Here is a 22,334-nt window from a genome sequence, read left to right as displayed (position 1 = left end):
GAGCCGCCCATTATAGCCGGCTTTTTCGCTTCGTCAACACCTTTTTTCAAGGCCGTCTCACCGGAGTGGACGTTGTTGCCGATGCTGCTTCGTCGTTGGGCCGGAAGGCCTTTCGTCGTTGCGAGCCGCCTATTATGCCGGACTTTTCCAGTCCGTCAACACCTTCGTTCGATCATCTCGTTCGGCGGTGGTGGCGTTGCTGGTCGCGTGCCGTTTCCGAGGAAGTGGCGCGCTGCAGCAAGGGAGCGAATTCTAGAGATCCTGCAGAATTCGTCAACTCTTTTTTTCAGCATGGTGACAGCCGCGTTGTTGCATTGCGCACACCTTGCCACTGGCGCTATGTATGCAGGGATGGATACCGAACACAGCACGCTGGCTACGCCACCGCACGCGCCCTGGTGGCGCGACCTCTCCTTCCCTGCCGTGGTGGCAGGCTTCATTACGGTGTTGGTGGGGTTTGCCAGCTCTGCGGTGATCGTGTTCCAGGCCGCGCAGGCGGTGGGCGCCGACCAGGCGCAGATCGCCTCCTGGATGTGGGCACTGGGACTGGGCATGGGCGTGACCTGCATCGGCCTGTCGCTGCGCTACCGGGTGCCGGTGGTAACCGCGTGGTCCACTCCGGGTGCGGCGATGCTGGTGGTGGGCGCTGGCGGCGCCTCACTGTCCGAGGCGACCGGTGCCTTCCTGCTGGCCGCTGTGCTGGGCATGGTCGCGGGCTTCTCCGGCGTGTTCGCCCGCTTGATGCAGCGGGTGCCGATGGCGCTGGCGGCCGGCATGCTTGCCGGTGTGCTGCTGCGCTTCGGGCTGGATGTGTTCGTGGCGATGAATACCCAGGTGGTGCTGGCCCTGGCCATGTTCGCCACCTGGCTGGCCGGGCGGCGGCTGTTCCCTCGCTATGCGGTGATCGCCACGCTGCTGGTGGGCATTGCCGTGGCCGCCAGCCGCGGCCTGCTGCATGCGCAGTCGGTGCACCTGCAGTTGGCCACCCCACAGTGGGTCACGCCTTCCCTGTCCTGGTCGGCGGTGGCCGGCATCGCCCTGCCCTTGTTCATGGTCACCATGGCATCGCAGAACATCCCGGGCGTGGCGGTGATGCGCGCCTCGGGCTACCAGGCACCGGTGTCCCCGCTGATCGGCTGGGTCGGGGTGGTCAACACGCTGCTGGCCCCCTTCGGTGCCTATGCACTGAACCTGGCCGCCATCACTGCGGCCATCTGCATGGGCCGCGATGCGCACGAGAACCCGGCCCGGCGCTATACCGCAGCCATGGCGGCCGGTGCGTTCTACATCGTGATCGGCCTGTTCGGCGCGACGGTGGCCGCCCTGTTTGCCGCCTTCCCCCGCGAACTGGTGGCCTGCGTGGCCGGTATCGCGCTGTTCGGCACGATCGGCAACAGCCTGGCCAGTGCGCTGGCGGTGGAGCGCGACCGCGAGGCCGCGCTGGTGACCTTCCTGGTAACGGCCTCGGGCGTCACCCTGGCCGGCATCGGCTCTGCGTTCTGGGGGCTGGTGGCCGGTGCGCTGTGCCTGCTGGTACTGCGCCCGCGCCGCACCCCTTGATGGGGATCAGCCGGCGCCGAACAGCCCCAGCGCCAGAGTGAACAGCAACCAGAGCGCTCCCAGGGTGAGCACCGTGGTCGGCACCTGGGTGTCGCCACGACGGGCCAGTTCGCGGCGAAGGGCGGGCTCGTCGTCCGGGTACAGCGCCTTGGCACGCGCCAGTTCCTTCGTGCACCGGTCCAGGTACAGCCGGTAGCCCCAGCCGCCCATGATGGCCACCACCAGAGTGGCCCCCAGGGTCAGCAGGCCGCGGGTCTGCAGCCATGAGTCGATGCAGAGGCCGGCGACCAGCAGGCCGAGACTGATGCCCAGTTGCAGGTACAGCCGGCGGTAGGCGAACCACGCCGCGCCCAGGAAAAAACCGGGCCAATGCCAGGTACCCGCGGCAGTCGGCGCGCCCTGCTCCAGCCGCCAGCGGTACCGATAGATGGGAAAGTTGCCACCCACGACCGCCGCATAGCGGCCCAGATCCCCTTCCAGCGCGTCACCCAGCGGCAGGATGGCCGGGGTGTGGCCCGACGGCGGCGCGTCGTAGGGGTTGTCGGCAAGGGGCTCTGCCACTTCGGCAACCGGCGGCGGCGCCGACAGCGGCGGTTCGGCCACCACGTCCACAGCGGGCAGGGCCGCATGCAGCGGTTTCCAGCCGTCCATGCCATCGCACCACACCAGCGTGCTGGCGCCCACCACGCCCTCGCTGCGCAGGCGTTGCAGTTCTTCGCTGGCCACCGGGCCGAGGCGCTGACGGTCGATGGCGTAGTACCAGGTCGCATCCTGCATGGTCGAGCTCCTGTTCAACGAACGATGGGTCGGCGCTTACAGCGGCGACACGGACAACGTCTGCACCAGCACATGGCGCCCCCTGGGCGCCACGGTCACCACGTCCGGGCCGGCGTTGGCGGCTTCCAGGCACACGTACTGGCGCCAGCCCTCGCCCACGTCGGCCATCTTCGCGGCCGCTTCGGCACCGGGATTCCACGCCACCAGCGAGCGGCTGCCCTCGGTCTGCAGCTGGATGCGGCGCTTCAATACAGGGTCGCGCAGCACATAACGCCCGCCGGCCGGGCTGTAGATGCGGTCGCTGCGGCCGGGATCGCGCGGATCACGAAGCGACCATGGGCCTTGCTGGCGGCGGGTCTGGGCGTAGTTCTCGAACTTGTCCTGGTAGTCCACGCCATCCACGCCATCCACCTCCACGCGCGTGGCATCGCCTACACGGAAGTAGTTGTGCAGTGCCTGGGTGAAGCTGACCGGCGTGCTGCCGGTATTTTCGGTCACCAGCTGCTGGCGCAGCTCGCGCCCCACGCGCACGGTCATGGACAACCGCAGGCCCAGATCCTGCAGCGCCGGCGGCGCCAGGGTCAGTTCGATGCTGCCATCGTCCAGGCGCCGCGCCTGCTGCAGTTCCCACGGCAGGGTGCGCACGAAGCCGTGCGCGGGCACATCGTTGCCCTGCCCCTGGCGGCCGAAGTACGGCCAGCACACCGGGCTGCCACCACGGATGGGCGTCGGCAGCGCCGCACGCTGCGGCGACAGCCACATCACGTCGGTCTGGCCCTTCGGTATGAACGACAGCAGCTGGCCGCCGAACACACTGATGGCGGCCGTGGCGAAGGGGGTTTCCACCAGCCAGGCATCGAGTCCCTGGAACTGGCCACTGCTGACACCCTGGATCTGTTGCACGCTGGAACGACTCCGCAGGGCCGGCGACTGCGCGGCGCTGTAGTTGGGGGGAAGGCTGAACCGGGTGGGCACTGTCGGGGTGCGCGGCTCGCCCTGCAGGGCACGCAGGATACGCTGGCCGGCGCGACCATCGGCCGTGGCCCAGCCCAGCCGGCGCTGCTCGCTCTGGATCGCGCGGCGGCTGGCGGTACCGATCATGCCATCGGCGCTGCCGATGTCGTGGCCGCGTGCCAGCAGCAGCGCCTGCAGCTGGCGGCGCTCGTCGCGGCCCAGGCCGGGATCGTCGGTGGGCCACGCGGTGGCCAGGCCGGTGCCGCCACGCAGGCGATCAGCCAGGGTGGCGATCGCCAGCGCATAGCTTTCAGCGGCGTTGTAGCTGTAGATCGCATCGTAGTTGCGGAACACCAGCAGCGCCGGACCCTTCACCCCGGCCGGCAGCAGCAGGGCCGCGCGCGCATCGGCGGGCAGGCCGGCGGGGGCCAGCGTCGTGCCGTCCAGGGCCGTGACCCCGGCCGCGCGCCAGTCCGCCAGCGGGCGGCGCTGGGTCCGACCGGCCTGGGCCGCCTTGAAGCCCTCGGGGATGCGGACCTCCACTCCCCATGGTTCGCCTGTGCGCCAGCCGGCGCGCTGCAGGTAGTTGGCGGTGGATGCCAGCGCATCGGGGATGCTGCCGACCAGATCGCGGCGGCCGTCGCCATCGCCATCCACGGCAATGCGCGCATAGGTGCTGGGCATGAACTGGGTGTGGCCGAACGCCCCGGCCCACGAACCGGTGAGGCCCTGGCCCTGTAGATCGCCCTGGTCGATCAGATTCAGCAGCGCCAGCAGTTCACCGCGGAAGAACGACTGGCGGCGGCCGGCGCAGGACAGGGTTGCCAGCGACTGCAGCAGCGGACGCTTGCCGAACACGCGGCCATAATCACTTTCTACGCCCCAGACGGCGACAATCGTGGCGGCATCCACGCCGTACTGCGTCGAAACCTGCTGTAGCAGATCACGGTGCTGCTGCAGGCGGGCACGCCCGTCGTCCACGCGCTGGCGATCGACCAGCGCGGCCAGATAGTCCCAGATGGGCGTGGTGAACTCCGGTTGCGCATCCAGCAGCGGCAGCACGCTGGGGTCCGGTTGCAGGCCAGCCGTGAGCGCGGCGAAGCGGTCGGCCGTGATGCCCTGGCGCCCTGCGCTGGCCTGCAGCTGCTGCATGCAGGCGCTGAACGCCGGATCCGTGGCCGGCGCAGCGGGCAGCGGCGCGGGCGCGGCCAGGGCGGCGGCCAGGCCGAGCGTGGTCATCAAGGGCATGGCGTCCTCCGTGTTGCCGTTACACCGCCATGGTAACGCGCGCACTGCCGCACAGCCGCAGCGCTTGGCCAGGCGCGACACTCACAGGGCGACAGCGCGCAACAGGCGCAGGCCGTACGCAGGGTCGGACGCATTCCAGTGGGCGACGACTTCCAGGCCAGCCTGCCGCAGCAAGTGGTCGAAACTGTCATCGGTGTACTTGTGGCTGTACTCGACCCGGATGGGTTCGCCGGCCGCGAAGTGGAACGTGCGGCCATCCAGATGCACATCCTGCTCGCGTTGGCTGACCAGATCGGTTTCGATGCGCAGCCGCGCGGTGCTGTAGCGCGCCTGGTGGCGGAAGCCCTGCAGATCGAAGTCACTGCCGACTTCGCGGTTCAGGCGGGCCAGCAGGTTCAGGGTGAAGGCAGCGGTGATGCCTTCGGCGTCGTTGTAGGCGGCCTCGATCAACGCCGGGTCCTTGTGCAGATCGATGCCGATCAGGGCGAGGCCCTGGGTTCCCATGGTCTGGCGCATGGCCCGCAGCAACGCGACCGCGTCATCGGCGGCGAAGTTGCCCAGGGTCGAACCGGGGAAGAACACCAGCCGGCGTGCCGCGGCACGCGCGGGCGCCGGCACCTGCACCGGGCGGGTGAAATCAGCGCAGACCGGCAGCATTTCCACCTCCGGCAGCGCCGGGGCGAGCAGATCGATGCTGGACAGCAGGGCCGCGCGCGAGATCTCGATGGGGGTGTACGCCACCGGTTCGCGTAGTGCGCCCAGCAGGCGTGCGGTCTTGCGGCCGCTGCCACTGCCCAGTTCCACCACGTGCGCGCGCGGGCCCACCCGCCGCGCGATGTCGGGCAGTACCCGGTCCAGCAGCGCAAGCTCGGTACGGGTGGGGTAATACTCGGGCGTGTGGGTGATGCGTTCGAACAGGCGCGAACCGTGCGCGTCGTAGAAATACTTGGAGGGCAGCTGCCGCGCCGAGCGCGAGAGCCCGGCCACGGCATCGGCCAGCAGCTGCTGGCGGCCGGGGGTGAGATCGGTCAGCGCCTGCAGCGCGTCCTGTACGGTACTCATGGAAGGTCCTTGGCCAGGCGCATGCCGGAAAACTGCCAGCGCGCCGGTGGATTGAAGAAGTTGCGGTAGCTGGCACGCACATGACCCCGTGGGGTGGCGCAGCTGCCGCCGCGCAGCACCCACTGCCCGCACATGAACTTGCCGTTGTATTCACCGAGGTTGCCGCCGAACGGGCGGAAGCCGGGATAGGCGCCGTAGGCGCTGCGGGTCCATTCCCACACATCGCCGAACAGCTGGCGCAGCCCGCTGCCCTGCCCCGCATGTGGATGCAGGTGGTCATCGTCGGCGAAGTGGCCGACCGGCGGCTGCGACGCCGCCGCAGCTTCCCATTCAAATTCAGTGGGCAGGCGCGCGTCGTACCAGCGCGCACAGGCATCGGCTTCGTAATAGCTGAGATGGCAGACGGGCGCATGCGGGTCGAGGGTGCGCCAACCGCCCAGGGTGTACTCGCGCTGCAGATCGTCGTGCCAGTAAAGCGGATGCTGCCAGCCTTCGCTTTCGCACAGCGACCAGCCTTCGCTCAGCCACAGCTGCGGTTGCCGATAGCCGCCGGCCTCGATGAAAGCGCGGTATTCGGCGTTGCTGAGTGGGCGCTCGGCCAGCGCATGCGCGGGCAGCAGCACGCGGTGCGGCGGCGATTCGTTGTCGTAGGCAAATACGGCATGCAGCGGCCATGGTGCAGCGCCGATGCCCACGATGCCCTCTTCGTGCTCGATCCAGCCCTGCGCTGTTTCAACGCTGGCCACCGGCACCAGGGACTCGCGATAGGGCGGCTGCAATGGATTGCACCAGAGCGCGTGCTTGATGTCGGTCAGCAGCAGCTCCTGGTGCTGCTGCTCGTGCTGCAGGCCCAGCTGCAGGTGCTGCAGGGCGTGCTCGGCCAGATCGCCATCGAGCAGGCGCGCCAGAACCTGTTCGTCCACGTGCTGGCGGTAGTCCCGCACCTGCTGCAGCGAGGGCCGCGACAACAGCCCGCGGCGGGGACGCGCGTGGGCGGGGCCCAGGCTTTTGTAGTAGCTGTTGAACAGGAAGTCCCAGGCCGGGTCCCAGCATTGGTAGCCCGGCAGGCTGGCCAGCACGAAGCGTTCGAAGAACCAGGTGGTGTGGGCCAGGTGCCATTTGCTGGGGCTTGCATCGTCCATGCTCTGCAGCATCGCGTCTTCGGCGCTGAGCGGAGCGGCCAGTTGCAGGCTTCGCCCGCGGATATGGGCGAACTGGCGGGCAATATCACGCTGCGCGGCAGCGACGGCGGCAGGTGCGCTGTGCATGGCGCCAGCTTCGGCCGCCATGGGTGAGCGCGATGTCATGGCCCGACAGCACCGCTTTCACATCCTGCGTATTCAAGAAGCGCACGGCAACGCCGCTAACGGCTTTGCCGCGGCCGCTTCGTGACCGCGCGGGAACCACGCTTGTCCGATCATCCGCTCCGCCAGCCTGCGCATTACCTGTTCGTGCTGCCCGCTCTGCTGGTTGCACTGGTGCTGTGGGCCACCCTGGGCAACGAGGATGTGGCCCGAGCTGGGCAGCGCGTGCTGCCGTGGTTGCTGGCCTGCCTGGGCGCCGGTCTGGCGCTGATGTACAACCAGGTGCGGACGCTGTGCCTGTTGCTGGTGGTTGCCGCCGTGTTCAGCGTGCTGCACCCGGACGTGGCCCATTACCTGCGGCAGGGCCGGGTGAGCGCGCTGACACCGCTGCGCTTCCACGCCATTTCGGCGTGGCTGCCGCTGCTGTTCACCGCCCACGCCCTGTGGCCCGAACGCGGGCGACGCCGCCAGGACCTGCTGCTGCGCGCCATCGCAAGCGGCGCCGCGCTGGCCATCTTCATCCTGCTGGCGGCGCAGCAGCCGCAGGGCATGCACGATCTGCTGTCCAACCGCCACCTGGACTGGGTGCCGCGCGACTGGAACGCGCTGGCGCAGATTCCCGCACTGCTGTTCCTGCTGGCCACCGCGGCGCTGGGCTGGCAGGCATGGCAGCGGCCGCGCCCGCTGCATACGGCCATGCTGCTGGCGCTGCTGTGCCTGTGGTGGATGCTGCCGCGCATCTTCCTGCAACCAGCGCTGCTGCCGGCGCTGAGCGTGGCGGCGTTGCTGCTGTTGCTGGGCGCAACCCTGCAGGAATCCTTCCACATGGCGTTCCGCGACGAGCTGACCGGGCTGCCCGGGCGGCGCGCGTTCAACGAAACACTGGGGCGCGCCAGCGGCACCTACAGCATCGCCATGGTCGATGTGGATCACTTCAAGAAGTTCAACGATACCCACGGCCACGACACAGGTGACGACGTACTGAAGCTGGTGGCTTCGCGGCTGGCCCGGGTGGGCGATGGCGGGCGTGCGTTCCGCTATGGCGGCGAGGAGTTCGCGGTGGTGTTCCTGGACCGGCCTGCACAGGCCTGCGTGGATGCGGTGGAAGCACTGCGGCAGAGCATCCAGGACAGCCGCATGCAGCTGCGCGACCGCCGCACCCGCAGCCGCGACGACACCGCCGGGCAGCAGCAGCGCGGGCGCGGCGGTGCCGGTGCGGTGGTGCAGGTGACGGTGAGCATCGGCCTGGCCGACAGCCGGGTGGACCCGCGCCCGGCCGGGGTGGTGAAGGCGGCCGACCAGGCTCTGTATGCAGCCAAGGAGGAAGGCCGCAACCGGGTCTGCGCGCATGGTGGCCAGCGCGTGCTGGCGGTACGCGCGGGCTGAGGGTCAGACCGCGTCGAGGTAGTACCAGCGGCCGTCGATGCGCTGGAAGCGGCTGTGCTCGGTCATTTTCACCGCGCTGCCGCCGCCGATGCGGTATCGGGCGGTGAAACGCACTTCGGCGGTATCGGCGCCGGTGACGGTGTGTTCGTGCACGGTCAGGCCCAGCCAGTGGGTGCGCTGGCCCGGTGCATCGTCCAGCGACAGCTCGGCCGGGCGGGTAGCGGGGTGCCAGGTCTGGCGCAGGTACTCGGCCTGCTGGCGCACGTAGGCGCTGTAGCGCGAGCGCATCAGACGCTCGGCATCGGGCGCCGCTTCCCCGGCGTGATAGCGGCCACAGCACTCGGCGTAGCGGGCGGCAAGGCCGCAGGGACAGGTTTCGGCGGGGCTGGGTTTCATGGCGCCATTGTCGCGCGGGCCGGCGCAGGCTTCCATGGGCAATGGGCGTATGCTGTCGCGCCCTGCTGCTGCGATCGATACCCGTGCTGGAGCTGATTCCCCCCGAACTGTGGTGGCTGGTGCTGATCGCCTTCATTGCCGGCCTGGTGGATGCGGCGGTGGGCGGCGGCGGGCTGGTGCAGCTGCCGGGCCTGTTCACGGTGCTGCCGCAGCAGACCCCGGCCATGTTGTTTGGCACCAACAAGTTCAGCTCGATGTTCGGCACGGGCGCGGCGGCCTGGCGCTATGCGCGCAATGTGCGCTTCCCCTGGAAGCCGGTGCTGTTCGCGGCGGCCACGGCCTTCGTGTTCTCCTTTGCCGGCGCCACCGCGGTCAGCCTGCTGCCCAAGGACGCGGTGCGCCCGCTGGTGCTGGTGCTGCTGGTGGCGATGCTGGGCTACACGCTGTGGAAGAAGGACTTCGGCGCCCTGCACCGGCCACAGGAGATCGGCCGCCGCGAGCTGGCGATCGCCTTGGCGATCGGCGCGGCCATCGGCTTCTACGACGGCTTCTTCGGGCCGGGCACGGGCAGCTTCCTGATCTTCCTGTTCGTGCGCTTCTTCGGCCTGGACTTCCTGCGCGCCTCGGCCGCGTCGAAGGTGGTGAACCTGGCCACCAACGTGGCCGCGATCTCGTTCTTCATTCCCACCGGCAACATCCTGTGGCTGTTCGCGCTGCCGATGGCGGCGGCCAACATCTTCGGTTCGGTGGTGGGCACGCGGCTGGCGCTGAAGGGCGGCACGCCCTTCATCCGCAAGCTGTTCGTGGGCCTGGTGGTGGTGCTGATCGCGCGGATGGCCTGGGACACGTTCCGCGGCGCATGAGCGCGACGCCATGATCCGGTAGGTGCCAACCCTTGCTTGGCACGCTGTTTCCGGTCGCGGAGAGCCGCCGGGCATGGCCCGGCGCTACCCATCAGGCGTCGGCTTCTTCCGGTTCGCTGGCCTGCTGGCGGCTGCGCTCGGGCAGCTTCAGGCGCTTGCCTTCTTCGTCGTACTCGATCAGCAGCACGCCCGAATCGTGGCGGCCACTGATCTCGACGAAGCAGGCACCCCCGATGAACGGCTCCAGGGTCATCACCGATTTCAGCGGGGTGGCCACCACCATCTGGAAACCGAAGTTGTCGAAGATGTTCATGGCCAGGGCGGTGAACTCGTTGTCGGCCTTGTCGAAGGCTTCGTCGAGCACCACGGCGGCATAGCTGGGCAGCTGGCTGTCGGCGCCGCCCAACTGGTAGCGCAGTGCCGCCGCCAGGCAGGTGGTGGCCAGCTTCTGCCGCTGGCCGCCGGATTTGCCGGCACCACTGCGATAGATTTCGACCTGCTGGCGGGTTTCGGCATCCAGTTCCACACCGATGAACTCCACGTGCATGCGCACGTCCAGCACCAGCTCACGCCAGCGCTTGTCCTCGCCTTCCTGCGATCCCAGCCGGTTCACCAGCTGGCGCAGCACGGTGAACTGCGATTCGGCCACTTCGCGCTGTTCGGTCTGCTGTTGCGACAGGACCTCACGCAACTGCTGGTGGAACTCGCCCACTTCCGGCAGCCGGCGGTCATTCAACTCGATGGTCAGCAGGGTGCCGCGGTTGAACGGCACCTGTTCCAGGCTGGCGTTGACTTCGTCCAGGCGCTGGCCGATCGACTTGCGGGCCTCGGCGCTGTGCCGCTGCAGGGCCAGCAGGTTGTTCTTGCTCTGGTTCTGCAGCAGGTCGAAGAAGCGCTCTTCGTGCTGCGGCAGGCCGTCGCGCTCCAGGCGTTCCAAGCGTGCCAGGAAGTCGTCAGCCGAGGCCACCGAGACGGTGAAATCGCCCGATTCCTCCGGCCACTGCTGGATGAAGCGGCGGAAGCAGCCCAGCAGCAGGTTCTCGACGCGGTTGACGTCCTGCTGCGAGGACGACAGCTGCTCGTTCAGTGCGTTGCTGACCTGGCGCATGTGCGCTTCCAGGGTTTCCAGGCTGAGCGGTCCCTGCTCCTGCAGGCGTTCGGCCAGCCCGGCCTCCTGTTCCTGGGCCAGTGCCGGCAGCACCAGCGCACGGCTCTGCTGCCGCGCGCGGTCCAGGCGGTCGCGCTCGCGCACCAGCTGGCCACGCTCCACGCGCGTGTCTTCGTAGGTGCGGCGGGCCTGTTCGATATCGGCCCGCACCGCATCGATCTGCTGCGCCAGGCGGGCCAGGTCGGCATTGCCTTCGCGCAGGGCACGCAGGCTGGCTTCGATGTCGGCCACGCGCTGCTGCGGGGCGGCGATATCGATCTCGTTCCAGCTGATGCCCACCAGTTCGTGGCAGGCCAGGCGCCGTTCATTGTCGCGGTCACGCTGGCCGCGCAGGCGCGCGATGTCGGTCTCGCAACCGGCGATGCGCTTGGCCAGTTCCTGCGCTTCCTTCTCGAACGCGCCCACCTTGTCGTGGTTGTTGAAGCCGAGGATCCAGCGGCGGCGGTCACCGACCGCGCTGCGGTCATCCTTCTCGAAGCGGTCGCCGGGGTGCTTGACCTGGCCTTCGCGGGTGATGCCGCGATCGACGTTGCGCAGCTGCTTGGCATCCACGCATTCGTAGTCGAAGCGCTTGCCCAGCTCACGGCGCAGCCAGCTTTCGAACACATGGTCGCGCAGTTCCAGCTTGTGCAGCAGGGAACGGCCCGACGGTTCGCGGGCGAAGGCCTCGTCGTTGCGGCGCACGCGGTAGTAGGTGAAGCGCATGCCCAGGTGGGTACGGTTCACCCATTCGGCCACGTCGTTGTAATGCTTGTCATCGACCAGCAGCGACAGCGCGAAGCCGCCCAGCACGCGCTCGATCGCGCCCTGCCAGGCCTGCTCGTCCGAACGCACCTGGATCAGCTCGCCCACGAACGGCAGTGCCGCTTCGGCGATGCCGGTCTCTTCGGCCAGGCGCGCGCGCAGCTTCTGCATGGGCGCGGGAATATTGGAGGGGGTGCGCTGCATCGCCTCCAGTTCGCCACGCACTTCGCTGAAGCGGCGCTCATCATCACGCTTGCCGCCGAGGCGGTCGCTGATCGCATCGTCCAGCGCGCTGGAGGCACGTTGGCGATCCTGCAGTTCGGTCTGCGCCTGCGCAACCAGCTCGGCAAAGCCGTGCGCATCGTCGGGCAGCTCGGCCTGCAGCTTCTGTGCCGCTTCACGTGCCTGACCGTGCTTGGCCAGGCGGCGGTCGCGCTCGGCTTCGGCGCGGCCCTGCTCGCGTTCCAGTTCTTCGATGCGCTCACCGCCCTGCTGGCGGCGCTGCAGTTCCAGTTCGGCCAGCCGCTCGGTGTGGTTGTCCAGCGCGGCACGGCGCTGCGATTCCTCGCCCAGCAGGCCGCGGTCGCGCACGTCCATCTCGCGCAGTCGCGCTTCGATCAGCAGCTGGCGGCGGCTTTCGCGGAAACTGTCGATGCCCAGCTTGAGGGCTTCGTCGTCGCCACGCTGGCGCGACATCTCCTTCAGGTCGTTGTAGTGCGCACGTGCCGGCAGCAGCGTTTCCACCTGGCGGCGCGCGGTGACCACGGCCTGGTGTGCGCCATCCAGTTCGGCGAAATCGCTGACCAGGCGCTCGGCGGCATCGAAGGTGCGCGGCGTGTCGAGCATGAAGTCACGCAGGAACACGTTCAGGTCACCCAGGTTCTTCGCCGACTGGGTCTTGTGCAGCAGGCGCAGCGCCATTTCGTTGTCGATGCCGAGCAGGTCGCGGAAGCGCTCTGCATAGCCGGAGAACGTGTCGAAATGGTGGATGTCGGCCAGTTTCTGCTTCAGCTTGCGCAGGTCCAGGTCGAAGCCACCCAGATCCTTGGCGATATCGAACGGGCGCTCGGCGATCATGTAGTGCTTGCGCACATCGCCGGCCGAGGTGCCATTGCCGGAGATCCACAGCAGGCGCACCAGGCTGACCACGCGGCCGTCGCCGGCGCGGTATTCCAGCACCAGTGCGGTCCAGGTGGCGCCCTTGCGCAGGTACTGGGTAGCGATCTCGCCGGTACCGCTGTCCTGCTGGTCAGCCCACGCGCCACGCACGTAGGAGACCAGGTTGCGGTCACGACCGCTGCGTTCGGCTTCGCGCGCGGCCGCGTTGAAGTCGACGATGGCCGGCGGCGTCAGCAGCGCGGACATGGCATCGAGCAGGGTCGACTTGCCCGAACCGGAACGGCCGACGAACAGGAAGCCGCGCTCGGCGATCGGCACTTCGGTCAGGCCGTTGAAGGTGCCCCAGTTGTGCACCTGCAGGCGGCGCATGCGGAACTGCTGCAGGCGCGGGTCGGGCAGGCCGTCGTTGAACAGGGCGGGAGTGTGCTTGGAAATGGCCATGCGGTGCTCGGGTCTCTCAGGCCTCGGCGGCCGGGGTTTCGCGCAGCTGGCGGTAGACCGCCGAAAGCTGGGACACGTCTTCGGCGGAGAACAGCAGCTTCAGCGCCGGCGAGACTTCGTGGCGGTCTTCCTGGCCGCTGAGGCGGGTCAGGATGTGGTTGTCTTTCATTTTCTGCACCGCCGAAGCAACACGGCGGTTGAAGCCGGCACGGTCGGTGGACAGGTTCTTTTCGTAGATGGCCAGTGCTTCGGCCATCTCCGCGTCGGCGACCACGGCACGGTTGCCGCGCGCATCAGCCTCGGCCAACTGCTGGCGCAGGAACAGCAGCAGCACCGAGTCGATGAAGGTCAACGGCGAGGTGCGCAGCAGCACCGGTGCATCCACGTCTTCGGTGTCGGCCTGGCGGGTGAACGCCACGCCGCTGTCGCGGTCCAGCACCAGTTCCAGGAACAGATCGGACAGCGCCGAGCGGATGCCGGCTTCGCTGCGGATCAGCGCCGGCCACAGCTTGGCGTGGCGCAGCTGGTCGATGCTGGGGCCGATCAGCAGCTGGCACAGCGCGCGGCGCGCATCCAGCGGCAACCGCCCGGTGTCGCCCATGTAATAGACATCGTTGCCGCGCCGGGGCTGCGTTGCCGCCGGTGCCGGCTCGGCTTCGTAAGCATCTTCGACCAGGCCGGCCGCCGCTGCGTCGATGGGATCTTCATGCCAGCTCATGGCGTCTCTCCTGGGTAAACCAAACCAGCGGAATACGTGCGCGGCGCAGCTGGCCGTCGCCGCCGCGCCATTGGGCGAGCTCCTGCTCACCGGCCACCACGTTGCCAAAGCGCGTGCCCAACGACAGGTAGCCGATGACACTGCCCAGCCCCTGCGGTGCTTCGCGCTGCGAGAGCGCCTGGGCGATGCTCAGGCGCGGCTGCGCGTCCAGCAGATCGTGCAGGTCGCGGCGCAGGGTACGGAAGTCGATTTCCGACGAAGCCACCAGGTCGCCCACGCTTTCCAGGCTGATGCTGGCCGCATCGTTGTATTCAACGTTGCCATCGACCTGCGCGCTGCGCGGATCATGCAGCTTCCACTGCGACCACGAACGCAGGCGGCTGGTGGTCAGCTGCAGGTCGCGACCGATGGCGCGCTGCGCCGGGAACTCATCGCGCAGCGCCAGTGCTTCGGACTGGGCCTGCTTCAGCAGCTGGTTCAAGCGGCGCTGTTCCAGATAGCCACGGCTCTGCACGAAACCGCGCAGGCTGCGCGCGAAGTTCTGCAGCACGTCGTGGACCTGGCCGCCGCGCTCGAGCATGGTGCTGGTGAAGCCGCGCAGGAAATTGCGTTCAGTGCGGTCCAGGCGGCGGGCAAAGCCGCGCGCCAGCACCGCTTCCAGCGCCGCATCGAGCTGGGCGCTCTGTTCGGCATCGTTGAGCAGGCGCCAGAAGGCCTGGAAGCTGCGGCCGGCATCGCTCTCGCCGATCACGTCCACGCCTTCGAACAGCTGCGACAGCACGTCGCCGCGCTCGCCTTCGTCGTCGATGATGCGCTCGCGGAAATCGCGGTTGAGCTGCTCGAAGTCATCGCGCACGCGGCGGAAGTCTTCGGTCAATTCGTCGGCCAGGCCGATGATCTGGCGGGTGCGTTCCAGCGCGCGCTTGCCGTCCAGGGCAATGACCCGGCCGGCGCTGACGCGGGCGATCTCCGCATCGATGCGGTCGCGCTCGTCGCGTAGTGCGGACAGGCGTGCGTCGGGATCCGATTCGGTCTGTGCGGCCAGCTGCGATAGCTGCTCGATCACCAGGGCCAGACGGCTTTCGGTGGCAGCCACGCGGGCCTGCTCCAGGCTGTCAGCGAATCGGATGGCCTGCAGGGCCGGGGTCGACAGTTCGTACTGTTCCTGGTCGGCGCCGTCGGGCAGGCGACGCTCCAGCCAGCCCTGGGCGAGCCAGTGCGCGATGTAGGCCTGCGCGGTACGCGGCAGGTCGCGCGACAGTTCATCGCTGTTGAGCTGGTCAAGTGCACGCTGCAGGCGTTCGTGCAGCACCGCCGAGGGCAGCGTGCGCTCGCCGTCCATCAGCAGGCCCTGCAGCAGGCCGATGATTTCCGGAGCATGGTCGGCAGCCAGCAGCTTCCACTGCGGCTGTTCGCGCAGGGTGCGGTAACGGGAGATGCGTTCGCGGTGCTTCATGCAGCGACAGTGATCAGGTTGGCGGGGTGCGGAAGACAGCCGCAGGCGGCTGCAGGCAATGCGGCCGCGCGGGCGCGGCCGGCCACGGCGGGCCGGCGGGGCGCAGGCAAGCGGCTCAGCGCTTGCTGCCCACTTCGATGAAGCGCAGGAACTCGGCGCGGGTACGCGCGTCGTCGCGGAAGCTGCCCAACATCTTGGAGGTGACCATGCTGACGCCGCGCTTGTGGATGCCGCGGGTGGTCATGCATTCATGGGCGCCTTCGACGACCACGCCCACGCCGATCGGCTGCAGCACGTCCTGGATGCACTGGGCGATCTGCGCGGTCATCTTTTCCTGCACCTGGAAACGGCGGGCGTAGGCTTCGACCACGCGGGCCAGCTTGCTGATGCCCACCACCTTGCCGGCCGGCAGGTAGCCGACGTGCACGCGGCCGATGATCGGCGCCATGTGGTGTTCGCAGTGGCTTTCGTATTCGATGTCGCGCAGCACGATCAGTTCGTCGTAGCCGGCCACTTCCTCGAAGGTGCGTTCCATATAGGCGCGCGGGTCATCGCGGTAGCCGCTGAACCAGTCGCCATAGGCCTCGGCCACGCGACGGGGGGTATCCAGCAGGCCTTCACGGGACGGGTCCTCGCCGGCCCAGCGCAGCAGGGTGCGCACCGCATCCTCGGCCTGGTCCTGGGTCACATCGCCCTGCGGGGCGGCCTTTTCGTTGTTCTTGCTCATTGCGTACAGCGTCCCGAACGGGGGGCGAGCATCGTACCCGACCGGGGGGTGGGTCGTCCTGTGGATCGGGTTCATCGGGGGGTTCTTGCGGCGCCTTCCTGCTATCGGTCTGGATGGGGAAGGGCGGCAGGGCAGGACACGCCGTAAACCCGTCCATAGGGGCTCGTAGGCGCCATCCATGGCGCCTGCGGTCCTGCCCTGCCGCCCTTCCCCATCCCTGACGGTTTCCTGCGGGCGCGGCCGGACCGCCCGAAAGCGGGGTCAAAAGCTGGGGTTCATGGCTTCAGAAGCACCGCGCGGCGCCCGCCGGGCATGGCCCGGCGCTACCGCTTCTAAAGATCCAACCCTCCGCGCTCGCGGGGTGATGGGAGGGCAGCGGGAGCCGGGCGGGGCAGGACCGTCCGCGGCATGGGCCCGAGGCATGCCTCGGGCGGGTTGGGCAGGACGCCCAACCCCGGCCTTGCCGTGTGCGCAGGACGCGCACACGAGCAAGCCGCGGCCGAGCCCCCAAGGGTGAGGGCGCTTTGCTTGCGAGGCATGCCTCGCAAGCGCCCGAACGCACAGCCGCCAGCGGCTGGGCCGGACCCCGGAGGGGGGTTTACGGCGTGTCCTGCACCGTCCGGCCCCCGCTGCCCCACCCGACGCCAGGCAGGCGCAACGCTTTCCTCAACACACCCACCCATTCAGCAAAACCTATTGATAGGAATGAAATTAGTAGTATCCTATCTATCTCTTATGGACCGACCCCTCGACGAGCGCACCCGGCTGCAGATGCAGCTCAGCTCCGGCCTGCTGTACGCAGGGCGGCAGTGGCAGCGCCTGGCCGACAGCCGGTTGGGCAGCTACGGCATCTCCACCGCCTGCACCATGCCCCTGCTGATGATCGGCCGCTCCGGCGGTGGCATCCGCCAGGTGGCCCTGGCCCAGCAACTGGGCATGGAAGGTCCCTCGCTGGTGCGCCTGCTGGACAAGCTGTGCGCCAGCGATCTGGTCCGCCGCGAAAGCGATGCCAGCGACCGCCGCGCCAACCTGCTGTGGCTGACCGATGAAGGCCAGAGCCTGGTGCGCGAGCTGGAAGAACAGTTGATCGGCCTGCGCCAGGACGTGTTCGGCGAACTGACCATGGATGAACTGCACGCCGTGCTGAAGGCATGGCGCCTGCTGGGCGAGGCCGCCGACCGCATCACGTAAGCCCGCACCGCCCTTGCGTGCGCCGCTGCCGTGGACGCGCCAGCGGCGTTGTCGCGTTGTTGTTGTTGCTCCTCCCCCTTCCCCTACTACCGCCCCCCTACCGATGCCCGGTGAATTCAGTCTCCACGGAGTGTTCGTCCCGACCCTGCTCGGGCTGATGCTGCTGGCCTACCTGGTCAACAGCGGCCTGCACGCGCTGCTGCAGCGCGTCGGTGCCTATCGCCATGTCTGGCACCCGCCGCTGTTCAACCTGGCCCTGTACGGCATCGTGCTGGGTGTGCTGTTCCACCTTCTGCGCTGGATGCAATCGTGAACAAGATCCTGAAGAAAACCCTGCCGGTGCTGCTGACCGGTGTCGCCGTGATCGTTGCCCTGCTGGTGTTGCGCCAGCTATGGGTCTACTACATGGATGAACCCTGGACCCGCGATGCCCACGTCGGTGCCGACGTGGTGCAGGTCGCGCCGGACGTGTCCGGGCTGGTGGAAGCGGTCGATGTGGCCGACAACCAGGCGGTCAAGAAAGGGGATCTGCTGTTCGTGATCGACCGCGCGCGCTACCGCATCGCCCTGGAACAGGCCCGCGCCAGCCTGGCCGAGCGCCAGGCCTCGGTTGCCCAGCTGCGCCGCGAGATCGGCCGCGACCGCAGCCTGCAGGATCTGGTGGCTGCCGAGGACGCCGAAGTGCGCCGCGCCAAGCTGCAGGCCGCGCAGGCCGCATTGGCCACCGCCCAGGCTGCAGTGGACCTGGCCGAGTTGAACCTGGCCCGCACCGAAGTGCGCGCACCGGCCGATGGCCGGGTGAACGACCGCACCATGCGCGTGGGCGACTACGTGGTGGCCGGCAAGCCCGTGCTGGCGCTGCTGGATACCGGCTCGTTCCGTATCGATGGCTACTTCGAGGAAACCCGGCTGCGCGGCGTGGCCCCGGGCCAGCGCGTGGACATCCGCCTGATGGGCGAGGACATCGCACTGACCGGCCATGTGGAAAGCATTGCCGCGGGCATCGAAGACCGCTACCGCAGCAACGGCAGCAGCCTGCTGCCCAACGTGACCCCGGCCTTCGACTGGGTGCGGCTGGCGCAGCGCATCCCGGTGCGCATCGCCATCGACGAGGTGCCCGAGGGCGTGCAGCTGATCTCCGGCCGTACCGCAACGGTGACGGTCGATACCCACAGCAAGCACGCAGACAAGGCCGGCGCCACGCCGACACAGGCGGGCCTGTGAACACCGCCCTGCCCCGTCTCGGCCTGATCGTCGCCCTGGCCAGCCTGGCGGCCTGCAAGACCGTGGGCCCGGACTACGCCCTGCCGGAAGGCTCGGCGTTCAAGCGCCCGCAGGCCAATGCGGCCTTCATCGACACCCAGAACCCGGACGTGGCCGCCAACCAGGCGCTGCCCGACCGCTGGTGGTCGCTGTACAACGACCCGGTGCTGGATGGCCTGATCACCCAGGCGCTGCGCGACAACGTCGAGCTGAAGGCCGCCGATGCGCACCTGCGCCGCGCCGCGGCGGTGTACGAACACGCGATGGACGCCGGTGGTTTCGAGTACGAGGCCGAGGCCGGCATCAGCCGTGCGCAGTTGTCGGCCGAGTCGTTCCTGCAGGAACACGAACTGCCGGTGATCAACCTGGCCGACGGAAAATTCGCCGTCAGTTACCAGTTCGACCTGTTCGGCAAGCTCAAGCGCGGTGCCGAAGCAGCACACGCCGACGAGCAGTCGGTAGCCGCCGCGCGCGATCTGGCCCAGGTGAGCGTGGTGGCCGAAGTGGCCGACAGCTACCTGGAAATCTGCCATGCCAACCACGAACTGCACGTGGCCGAGCATTCGCTGCAGCTGCAGCAGCGCAGCCGTTCGGTCACGCAGCGCTTGATCAATGCCGGCCGTGGCACGCCGCCGGAGCTGGCCCGCGCCAATGCCCAGGTCGCCCTGCTGGAAGCCGCGCTGCCGCCGCTGCGCGCACAGCGTTCGGCAGCCGCCTATTCGCTGGCCGCGCTGCTGGGCCAGACCCCCGGGCAGCTGCCGGCCGGCGTGATCGACTGTGCGCACGCGCCGAACCTGGCCCAGCCGCTGCCGGTGGGTGATGGCCGCGCCCTGCTGCAGCGCCGCCCCGACATCCGCCAGGCCGAGCGCAAGCTGGCTTCGGCCACGGCGCGCATCGGCGTGGCCACGGCCGAGCTGTACCCGGATATCCGCCTGGGCGCCTCGCTGGGCGCCGCCGGCCTGCTGGAAGATTTCGGCACGCCGATGACCCAGCAGTGGTCGATCGGCCCGCTGATCTCGTGGACCCTGCCGTCTTCGGGTACGCATGCGCGCATCCACGCCGCCGAAGCCGGCGCCGATGCCGCGCTGGCCGAGTTCGACCATGCGGTGCTGCAGGCCCTGCGTGAGACCCAGACCGCGCTGGACCGCTACGCGCAGGATCTGCGCCGCCTGCAGTCACTGCGCGAAGCACAGCAGCAGGCCGCGCTGGCCGCCGAGCAGAACCGCCGGCTGTACCAGGGTGGGCGCACGCCGTACCTGTCCAGCCTGGATGCCGACCGCAGCCTGGCCACCAGCGACGCCACCCTGGCCGCCGCCGAAGCGCAGGTGTCGCGCGACCAGATCCACCTGTTCCTGGTGCTGGGCGGCGGCTGGCAGACCACGGCTGCCCCCGCCACCGCACAGGCTCCGGCGAAGTAAGCAATGGACGGACTGACCGACCGCCAGGCCTGGCTGTTTTCGATCAAGACCTATCTGGCCGCGATCGCCGCGCTGTACATCGCCATGGCCGGCAATCTGTCCCGCCCCTACTGGGCGATGGGCACGGTGTACATCGTCAGCCAGCCGCTGCTGGGCCCGACCCGGGCCAAAGGCGTGTACCGCATCGTCGGCACCCTGGTGGCCGGCCTGGCCACCCTGCTGGTCCTGCCGGTGCTGGTGGAAACGCCGATGGTGCTGAGCGCTGCGATGTCGGTCTGGCTGGCCGCCTGCCTGTTCCTGGCCCTGCTCAACCGTGGTCCGCGCGGCTACGCCTTCCTGCTGGCCGGCTACACCACGGCCTTCATCGGCTTCCCGGCCGTCACCTCGCCGGAGACCATCTTTGACACGGTGGTGGCGCGCAGTGAGGAGATCATCCTGGGCACGGTGGTGGCGGTGCTGTTCGCTTCGCTGCTGTTCCCCGCCTCGGTGCGACCGATGCTGCGCGGGCGCATCAACAACTGGATGGAAGATGCCGCGCAGTGGTGCCGGCAGATCCTCGAGCGCGGCCGCGCGCATGCCCCGCGCAACCGGCTGGCCGCCGACCTGGTGCAGTTCGAGGCGCTGATCGAGTTCCTGCGCCGCGATGATCCGCGCCATGCCGGCTCCGCCGTTTCGATGGAACGCCTGCGTGAGCGCATGCTGCTGCTGTTGCCGGTGCTGTCGTCCATTGCCGACCGGCTGAGCGCGCTGCGCAGCCACGGCCAAGCGCTGCCGCAGGGTCTGCCGGAACTGGTGGACGATATCCGCGAGTGGATCGACACCCCTGCCAGCGCCAGCGACTACGCACGCCTGCATGCGCGGATCAGCGCACTGAAGCCGCAGGTGGACCGCGACCTGCAGCACCTGCAGCTGGCCAGCCTGCTGCTGCGCCTGGAGGAGCTGGTGGACCTGTGGCAGGACTGCCGCACCCTGCAGCACGCCATCGACCACGGCACCGCACCGCTGGACCGTGCGCATTACCGCATCCGCACCGAGCGCGTGGCCACCGACAAGCACGTGGATTACGGCATGGCGCTGTTTTCCGCGCTCAGCGCCGGGGTGGCCCTGATGAGCTACTGCGTGCTGTGGATCGGGCTGGGCTGGGAGGGCGGTGGCAACGGCGCGATGATGGCGGCGGTCACGGCGGCCTTCTTCGCCGCCCAGGACGACCCCGCACCGAGCATGGTCTCGTTCCTGGTCTGGGCCATCGTTGCTTCGCTGGTAGCCGGCGTCTACCTGTTCGGCGTGTTCCCGGCCGTGCATGACTTCGGCCTGCTGGCGCTGGTGCTGGCGGTGGCGTTCCTGCCGCTGGGCCTGCTGCTGCACCACCCCAAGAGCGCGCTGTTCGCGCTGCCGCTGACGGTGAACCTGGCCGCGCTGCTCAGCCTGCAGAACACCTACAGCGCCAACATCCAGAGCTTCCTCAACTCGTCCATCGCGATGTTCATCGGCATCGGCTTTGCCGTGGTGATGACCCGCCTGTTCCGCTCGGTGGGCGCCGAATGGACCGCGCGCCGGCTGGTGCGGCAAGGGTGGACCACGCTGGCCGAGGCCGCCGAAGGGCGCGGCCAGCAGGACCGCCAGCGTTTCGCCGCCCGCATGCTGGATCTGCTGGGCCTGCTGGCACCGCGCCTGGCCGCGACACCGGAAGGCAGCGACATCGCCTCGGTGGACATGCTCAATGAGGCGCGCATCGGCCTGAACATCCTGCAGCTGCGCCGTGCCCGGCTGGAACTGCCGGAGCGCAGCCGCGACGCAGTGGAACACATCCTGGAGGAGCTGGCCGCGCACTACCGCCGCCAGGTGGCAGCACGTCGGCCGATCGCCGCCAGCGAGGCCCTGCGCGAGCGACTGGATGCCTCGCTGGGCCGCGTGGGCAACGTGGCCGCCTGCAAGGCGCGCGATGAAGCGCTGATGGGCCTGATCGGCGTGCGCTTTGCATTGTTCCCCGAGGCCAAGGCGCTGGCGCCGGGCGTGGCGATCAGTGCGGTCGAACAGCCGTAGCGCGATACCCTGTGCAGCCACAGACCCTGCGATGGGGTCAGAGCCCTCTCCTGCGGAGAGGGATCCGACCCCGGCGCTGCAACAGGACGGTTCAATGAGTTACGACATGATGGTCTTCGAGGCCAGCGCGGCGCCACGCGAGGCGGCGGCCTTCATCGCCTGGTTCGAGAAGCAGGCGCAGTGGGGCGAGAACCACGAGTACGACGACCCGGCGGTCAGCAGCCCCGCGCTGCAGGCCTGGTTTGCGGATATGGCGCGGGAGTTCCCGCCGATGAACGGCCCGCTGAGCAACGACGATGACGACCGCGCCGAAGTGACCGATTACAGCATCGGCCGCCAGGTGATCTACGGTGCCTTCGCCCATTCGGTGGCCGAGCGCGCGCACGGTCGCGTGCAGGACCTAGCCGAACAGCACGGCGTGGGGTTCTTCGATCTGAGCGCGGATGAAGCGGCGATCGTATTCCCCGATGGTCTGGTGTTGATCGCTGACTGATCG

At 68.7% G+C, this 22,334-nt stretch carries 19 protein-coding genes; 10 read left to right on the top strand and 9 right to left on the bottom strand.

What is annotated here, in order from left to right:
• The first annotated feature begins 351 nt into the window (after positions 1 to 351).
• Positions 352 to 1,560 carry a benzoate/H(+) symporter BenE family transporter gene (locus RTY46_RS17835; RefSeq protein WP_312710066.1) on the top strand — a complete coding sequence of 403 codons (1,209 nt, stop codon included), beginning with the start codon at positions 352 to 354 and terminating at the stop codon, positions 1,558 to 1,560.
• 6 nt (positions 1,561 to 1,566) lie between these two features.
• Here the strand turns inward: RTY46_RS17835 and RTY46_RS17830 are convergent, their stop codons facing one another.
• The 4 genes from RTY46_RS17830 to egtB form a co-directional block, all read right to left on the bottom strand.
• Entirely contained in the window at positions 1,567 to 2,337 is a 771-nt protein-coding gene (locus tag RTY46_RS17830) for a GYF domain-containing protein (RefSeq protein ID WP_312710065.1), read from the bottom strand.
• 36 nt (positions 2,338 to 2,373) lie between these two features.
• Positions 2,374 to 4,530 carry a lytic murein transglycosylase gene (locus RTY46_RS17825; RefSeq protein WP_312710068.1) on the bottom strand — a complete coding sequence of 719 codons (2,157 nt, stop codon included), beginning with the start codon at positions 4,528 to 4,530 and terminating at the stop codon, positions 2,374 to 2,376.
• A gap of 90 nt (positions 4,531 to 4,620) precedes the next feature.
• A complete protein-coding gene (gene egtD, locus RTY46_RS17820) occupies positions 4,621 to 5,601 on the bottom strand; it encodes an L-histidine N(alpha)-methyltransferase (RefSeq protein ID WP_312710064.1) in 981 nt (326 codons plus the stop codon).
• Complete coding sequence (gene egtB, locus RTY46_RS17815) at positions 5,598 to 6,869, bottom strand: ergothioneine biosynthesis protein EgtB (RefSeq protein ID WP_312710063.1); 1,272 nt, start codon at positions 6,867 to 6,869, stop codon at positions 5,598 to 5,600. Before egtB ends, egtD begins: the two co-directional genes overlap by 4 nt.
• Between egtB and RTY46_RS17810 the strand changes: the two genes are divergently transcribed.
• A complete protein-coding gene (locus tag RTY46_RS17810; RefSeq protein ID WP_312710062.1) occupies positions 6,868 to 6,993 on the top strand; it encodes a hypothetical protein in 126 nt (41 codons plus the stop codon). The genes egtB and RTY46_RS17810 overlap by 2 nt on opposite strands.
• Before the next feature lie 17 nt (positions 6,994 to 7,010).
• Complete coding sequence (locus tag RTY46_RS17805) at positions 7,011 to 8,291, top strand: GGDEF domain-containing protein (RefSeq protein WP_312710061.1); 1,281 nt, start codon at positions 7,011 to 7,013, stop codon at positions 8,289 to 8,291.
• A gap of 3 nt (positions 8,292 to 8,294) precedes the next feature.
• Here RTY46_RS17805 and RTY46_RS17800 read toward each other — a convergent pair whose 3' ends face one another.
• Entirely contained in the window at positions 8,295 to 8,687 is a 393-nt protein-coding gene (locus RTY46_RS17800) for a YchJ family metal-binding protein (protein ID WP_312710059.1), read from the bottom strand.
• An 83-nt stretch (positions 8,688 to 8,770) separates the two neighbouring features.
• On the opposite strand from RTY46_RS17800, the gene RTY46_RS17795 reads away from it, so the two are divergent.
• Positions 8,771 to 9,550 (top strand): sulfite exporter TauE/SafE family protein, encoded by a 780-nt coding sequence (locus tag RTY46_RS17795; protein WP_312710057.1) that lies wholly within the window; start codon positions 8,771 to 8,773, stop codon positions 9,548 to 9,550.
• Between the two features lie 91 nt (positions 9,551 to 9,641).
• On the opposite strand, the gene RTY46_RS17790 is transcribed toward RTY46_RS17795, so the two are convergent.
• The 4 genes from RTY46_RS17790 to folE form a co-directional block, all read right to left on the bottom strand.
• Positions 9,642 to 13,022: an SbcC/MukB-like Walker B domain-containing protein gene (locus RTY46_RS17790; protein ID WP_312710055.1), complete on the bottom strand. Its 3,381-nt coding sequence runs from the start codon at positions 13,020 to 13,022 to the stop codon at positions 9,642 to 9,644.
• 16 nt (positions 13,023 to 13,038) lie between these two features.
• Complete coding sequence (locus RTY46_RS17785; protein ID WP_312710053.1) at positions 13,039 to 13,740, bottom strand: DUF4194 domain-containing protein; 702 nt, start codon at positions 13,738 to 13,740, stop codon at positions 13,039 to 13,041.
• The gene (locus RTY46_RS17780) at positions 13,727 to 15,196 is read right to left on the bottom strand and encodes a DUF3375 domain-containing protein (protein ID WP_312710052.1); all 1,470 of its coding nucleotides are present in this window, start codon (positions 15,194 to 15,196) and stop codon (positions 13,727 to 13,729) included. Before RTY46_RS17780 ends, RTY46_RS17785 begins: the two co-directional genes overlap by 14 nt.
• Before the next feature lie 115 nt (positions 15,197 to 15,311).
• Complete coding sequence (gene folE, locus RTY46_RS17775) at positions 15,312 to 15,923, bottom strand: GTP cyclohydrolase I FolE (protein ID WP_108754646.1); 612 nt, start codon at positions 15,921 to 15,923, stop codon at positions 15,312 to 15,314.
• Between the two features lie 735 nt (positions 15,924 to 16,658).
• Here folE and RTY46_RS17770 point away from each other — a divergent pair.
• From RTY46_RS17770 to RTY46_RS17745, 6 genes are all read left to right on the top strand, one after another.
• Positions 16,659 to 17,114: a MarR family transcriptional regulator gene (locus RTY46_RS17770; RefSeq protein ID WP_312710051.1), complete on the top strand. Its 456-nt coding sequence runs from the start codon at positions 16,659 to 16,661 to the stop codon at positions 17,112 to 17,114.
• A 103-nt stretch (positions 17,115 to 17,217) separates the two neighbouring features.
• Positions 17,218 to 17,427 (top strand): DUF1656 domain-containing protein, encoded by a 210-nt coding sequence (locus RTY46_RS17765; protein ID WP_312710050.1) that lies wholly within the window; start codon positions 17,218 to 17,220, stop codon positions 17,425 to 17,427.
• Entirely contained in the window at positions 17,424 to 18,338 is a 915-nt protein-coding gene (locus tag RTY46_RS17760; protein WP_312710049.1) for an HlyD family secretion protein, read from the top strand. The genes RTY46_RS17765 and RTY46_RS17760 overlap by 4 nt, the downstream gene beginning before the upstream one ends.
• Entirely contained in the window at positions 18,335 to 19,795 is a 1,461-nt protein-coding gene (locus RTY46_RS17755; RefSeq protein WP_312710047.1) for an efflux transporter outer membrane subunit, read from the top strand. The genes RTY46_RS17760 and RTY46_RS17755 overlap by 4 nt, the downstream gene beginning before the upstream one ends.
• Positions 19,796 to 19,798: 3 nt before the next feature.
• On the top strand, positions 19,799 to 21,838 hold the full coding sequence (locus tag RTY46_RS17750) for an FUSC family protein (protein WP_312710045.1): 2,040 nt from the start codon (positions 19,799 to 19,801) through the stop codon (positions 21,836 to 21,838).
• Between the two features lie 94 nt (positions 21,839 to 21,932).
• Positions 21,933 to 22,331 (top strand): hypothetical protein, encoded by a 399-nt coding sequence (locus tag RTY46_RS17745; protein WP_312710044.1) that lies wholly within the window; start codon positions 21,933 to 21,935, stop codon positions 22,329 to 22,331.
• Positions 22,332 to 22,334 lie beyond the last annotated feature (3 nt).

Source organism: Stenotrophomonas sp., from assembly GCF_032056425.1.
In the GTDB taxonomy this organism is placed as follows: Bacteria; Pseudomonadota; Gammaproteobacteria; order Xanthomonadales; family Xanthomonadaceae; genus Stenotrophomonas.
Note: the sequence above shows the minus strand (reverse complement) of the source record. Positions and strands in the feature narration are given on the sequence as shown.

Coding starts and splice junctions, on each gene's coding strand:
- RTY46_RS17765 (WP_312710050.1), top strand. CDS start 17,218: ATGCCCGGTGAATTCAGTCTCCACGGAGTGTTCGTCCCGACCCTGCTC.
- RTY46_RS17770 (WP_312710051.1), top strand. CDS start 16,659: ATGGACCGACCCCTCGACGAGCGCACCCGGCTGCAGATGCAGCTCAGC.
- RTY46_RS17825 (WP_312710068.1), bottom strand. CDS start 4,530: ATGACCACGCTCGGCCTGGCCGCCGCCCTGGCCGCGCCCGCGCCGCTG.
- egtD (WP_312710064.1), bottom strand. CDS start 5,601: ATGAGTACCGTACAGGACGCGCTGCAGGCGCTGACCGATCTCACCCCC.
- RTY46_RS17745 (WP_312710044.1), top strand. CDS start 21,933: ATGAGTTACGACATGATGGTCTTCGAGGCCAGCGCGGCGCCACGCGAG.
- RTY46_RS17830 (WP_312710065.1), bottom strand. CDS start 2,337: ATGCAGGATGCGACCTGGTACTACGCCATCGACCGTCAGCGCCTCGGC.
- RTY46_RS17810 (WP_312710062.1), top strand. CDS start 6,868: ATGGCGCCAGCTTCGGCCGCCATGGGTGAGCGCGATGTCATGGCCCGA.
- RTY46_RS17835 (WP_312710066.1), top strand. CDS start 352: ATGGATACCGAACACAGCACGCTGGCTACGCCACCGCACGCGCCCTGG.
- RTY46_RS17800 (WP_312710059.1), bottom strand. CDS start 8,687: ATGAAACCCAGCCCCGCCGAAACCTGTCCCTGCGGCCTTGCCGCCCGC.
- egtB (WP_312710063.1), bottom strand. CDS start 6,869: ATGCACAGCGCACCTGCCGCCGTCGCTGCCGCGCAGCGTGATATTGCC.
- RTY46_RS17750 (WP_312710045.1), top strand. CDS start 19,799: ATGGACGGACTGACCGACCGCCAGGCCTGGCTGTTTTCGATCAAGACC.
- RTY46_RS17780 (WP_312710052.1), bottom strand. CDS start 15,196: ATGAAGCACCGCGAACGCATCTCCCGTTACCGCACCCTGCGCGAACAG.
- RTY46_RS17790 (WP_312710055.1), bottom strand. CDS start 13,022: ATGGCCATTTCCAAGCACACTCCCGCCCTGTTCAACGACGGCCTGCCC.
- RTY46_RS17785 (WP_312710053.1), bottom strand. CDS start 13,740: ATGAGCTGGCATGAAGATCCCATCGACGCAGCGGCGGCCGGCCTGGTC.
- folE (WP_108754646.1), bottom strand. CDS start 15,923: ATGAGCAAGAACAACGAAAAGGCCGCCCCGCAGGGCGATGTGACCCAG.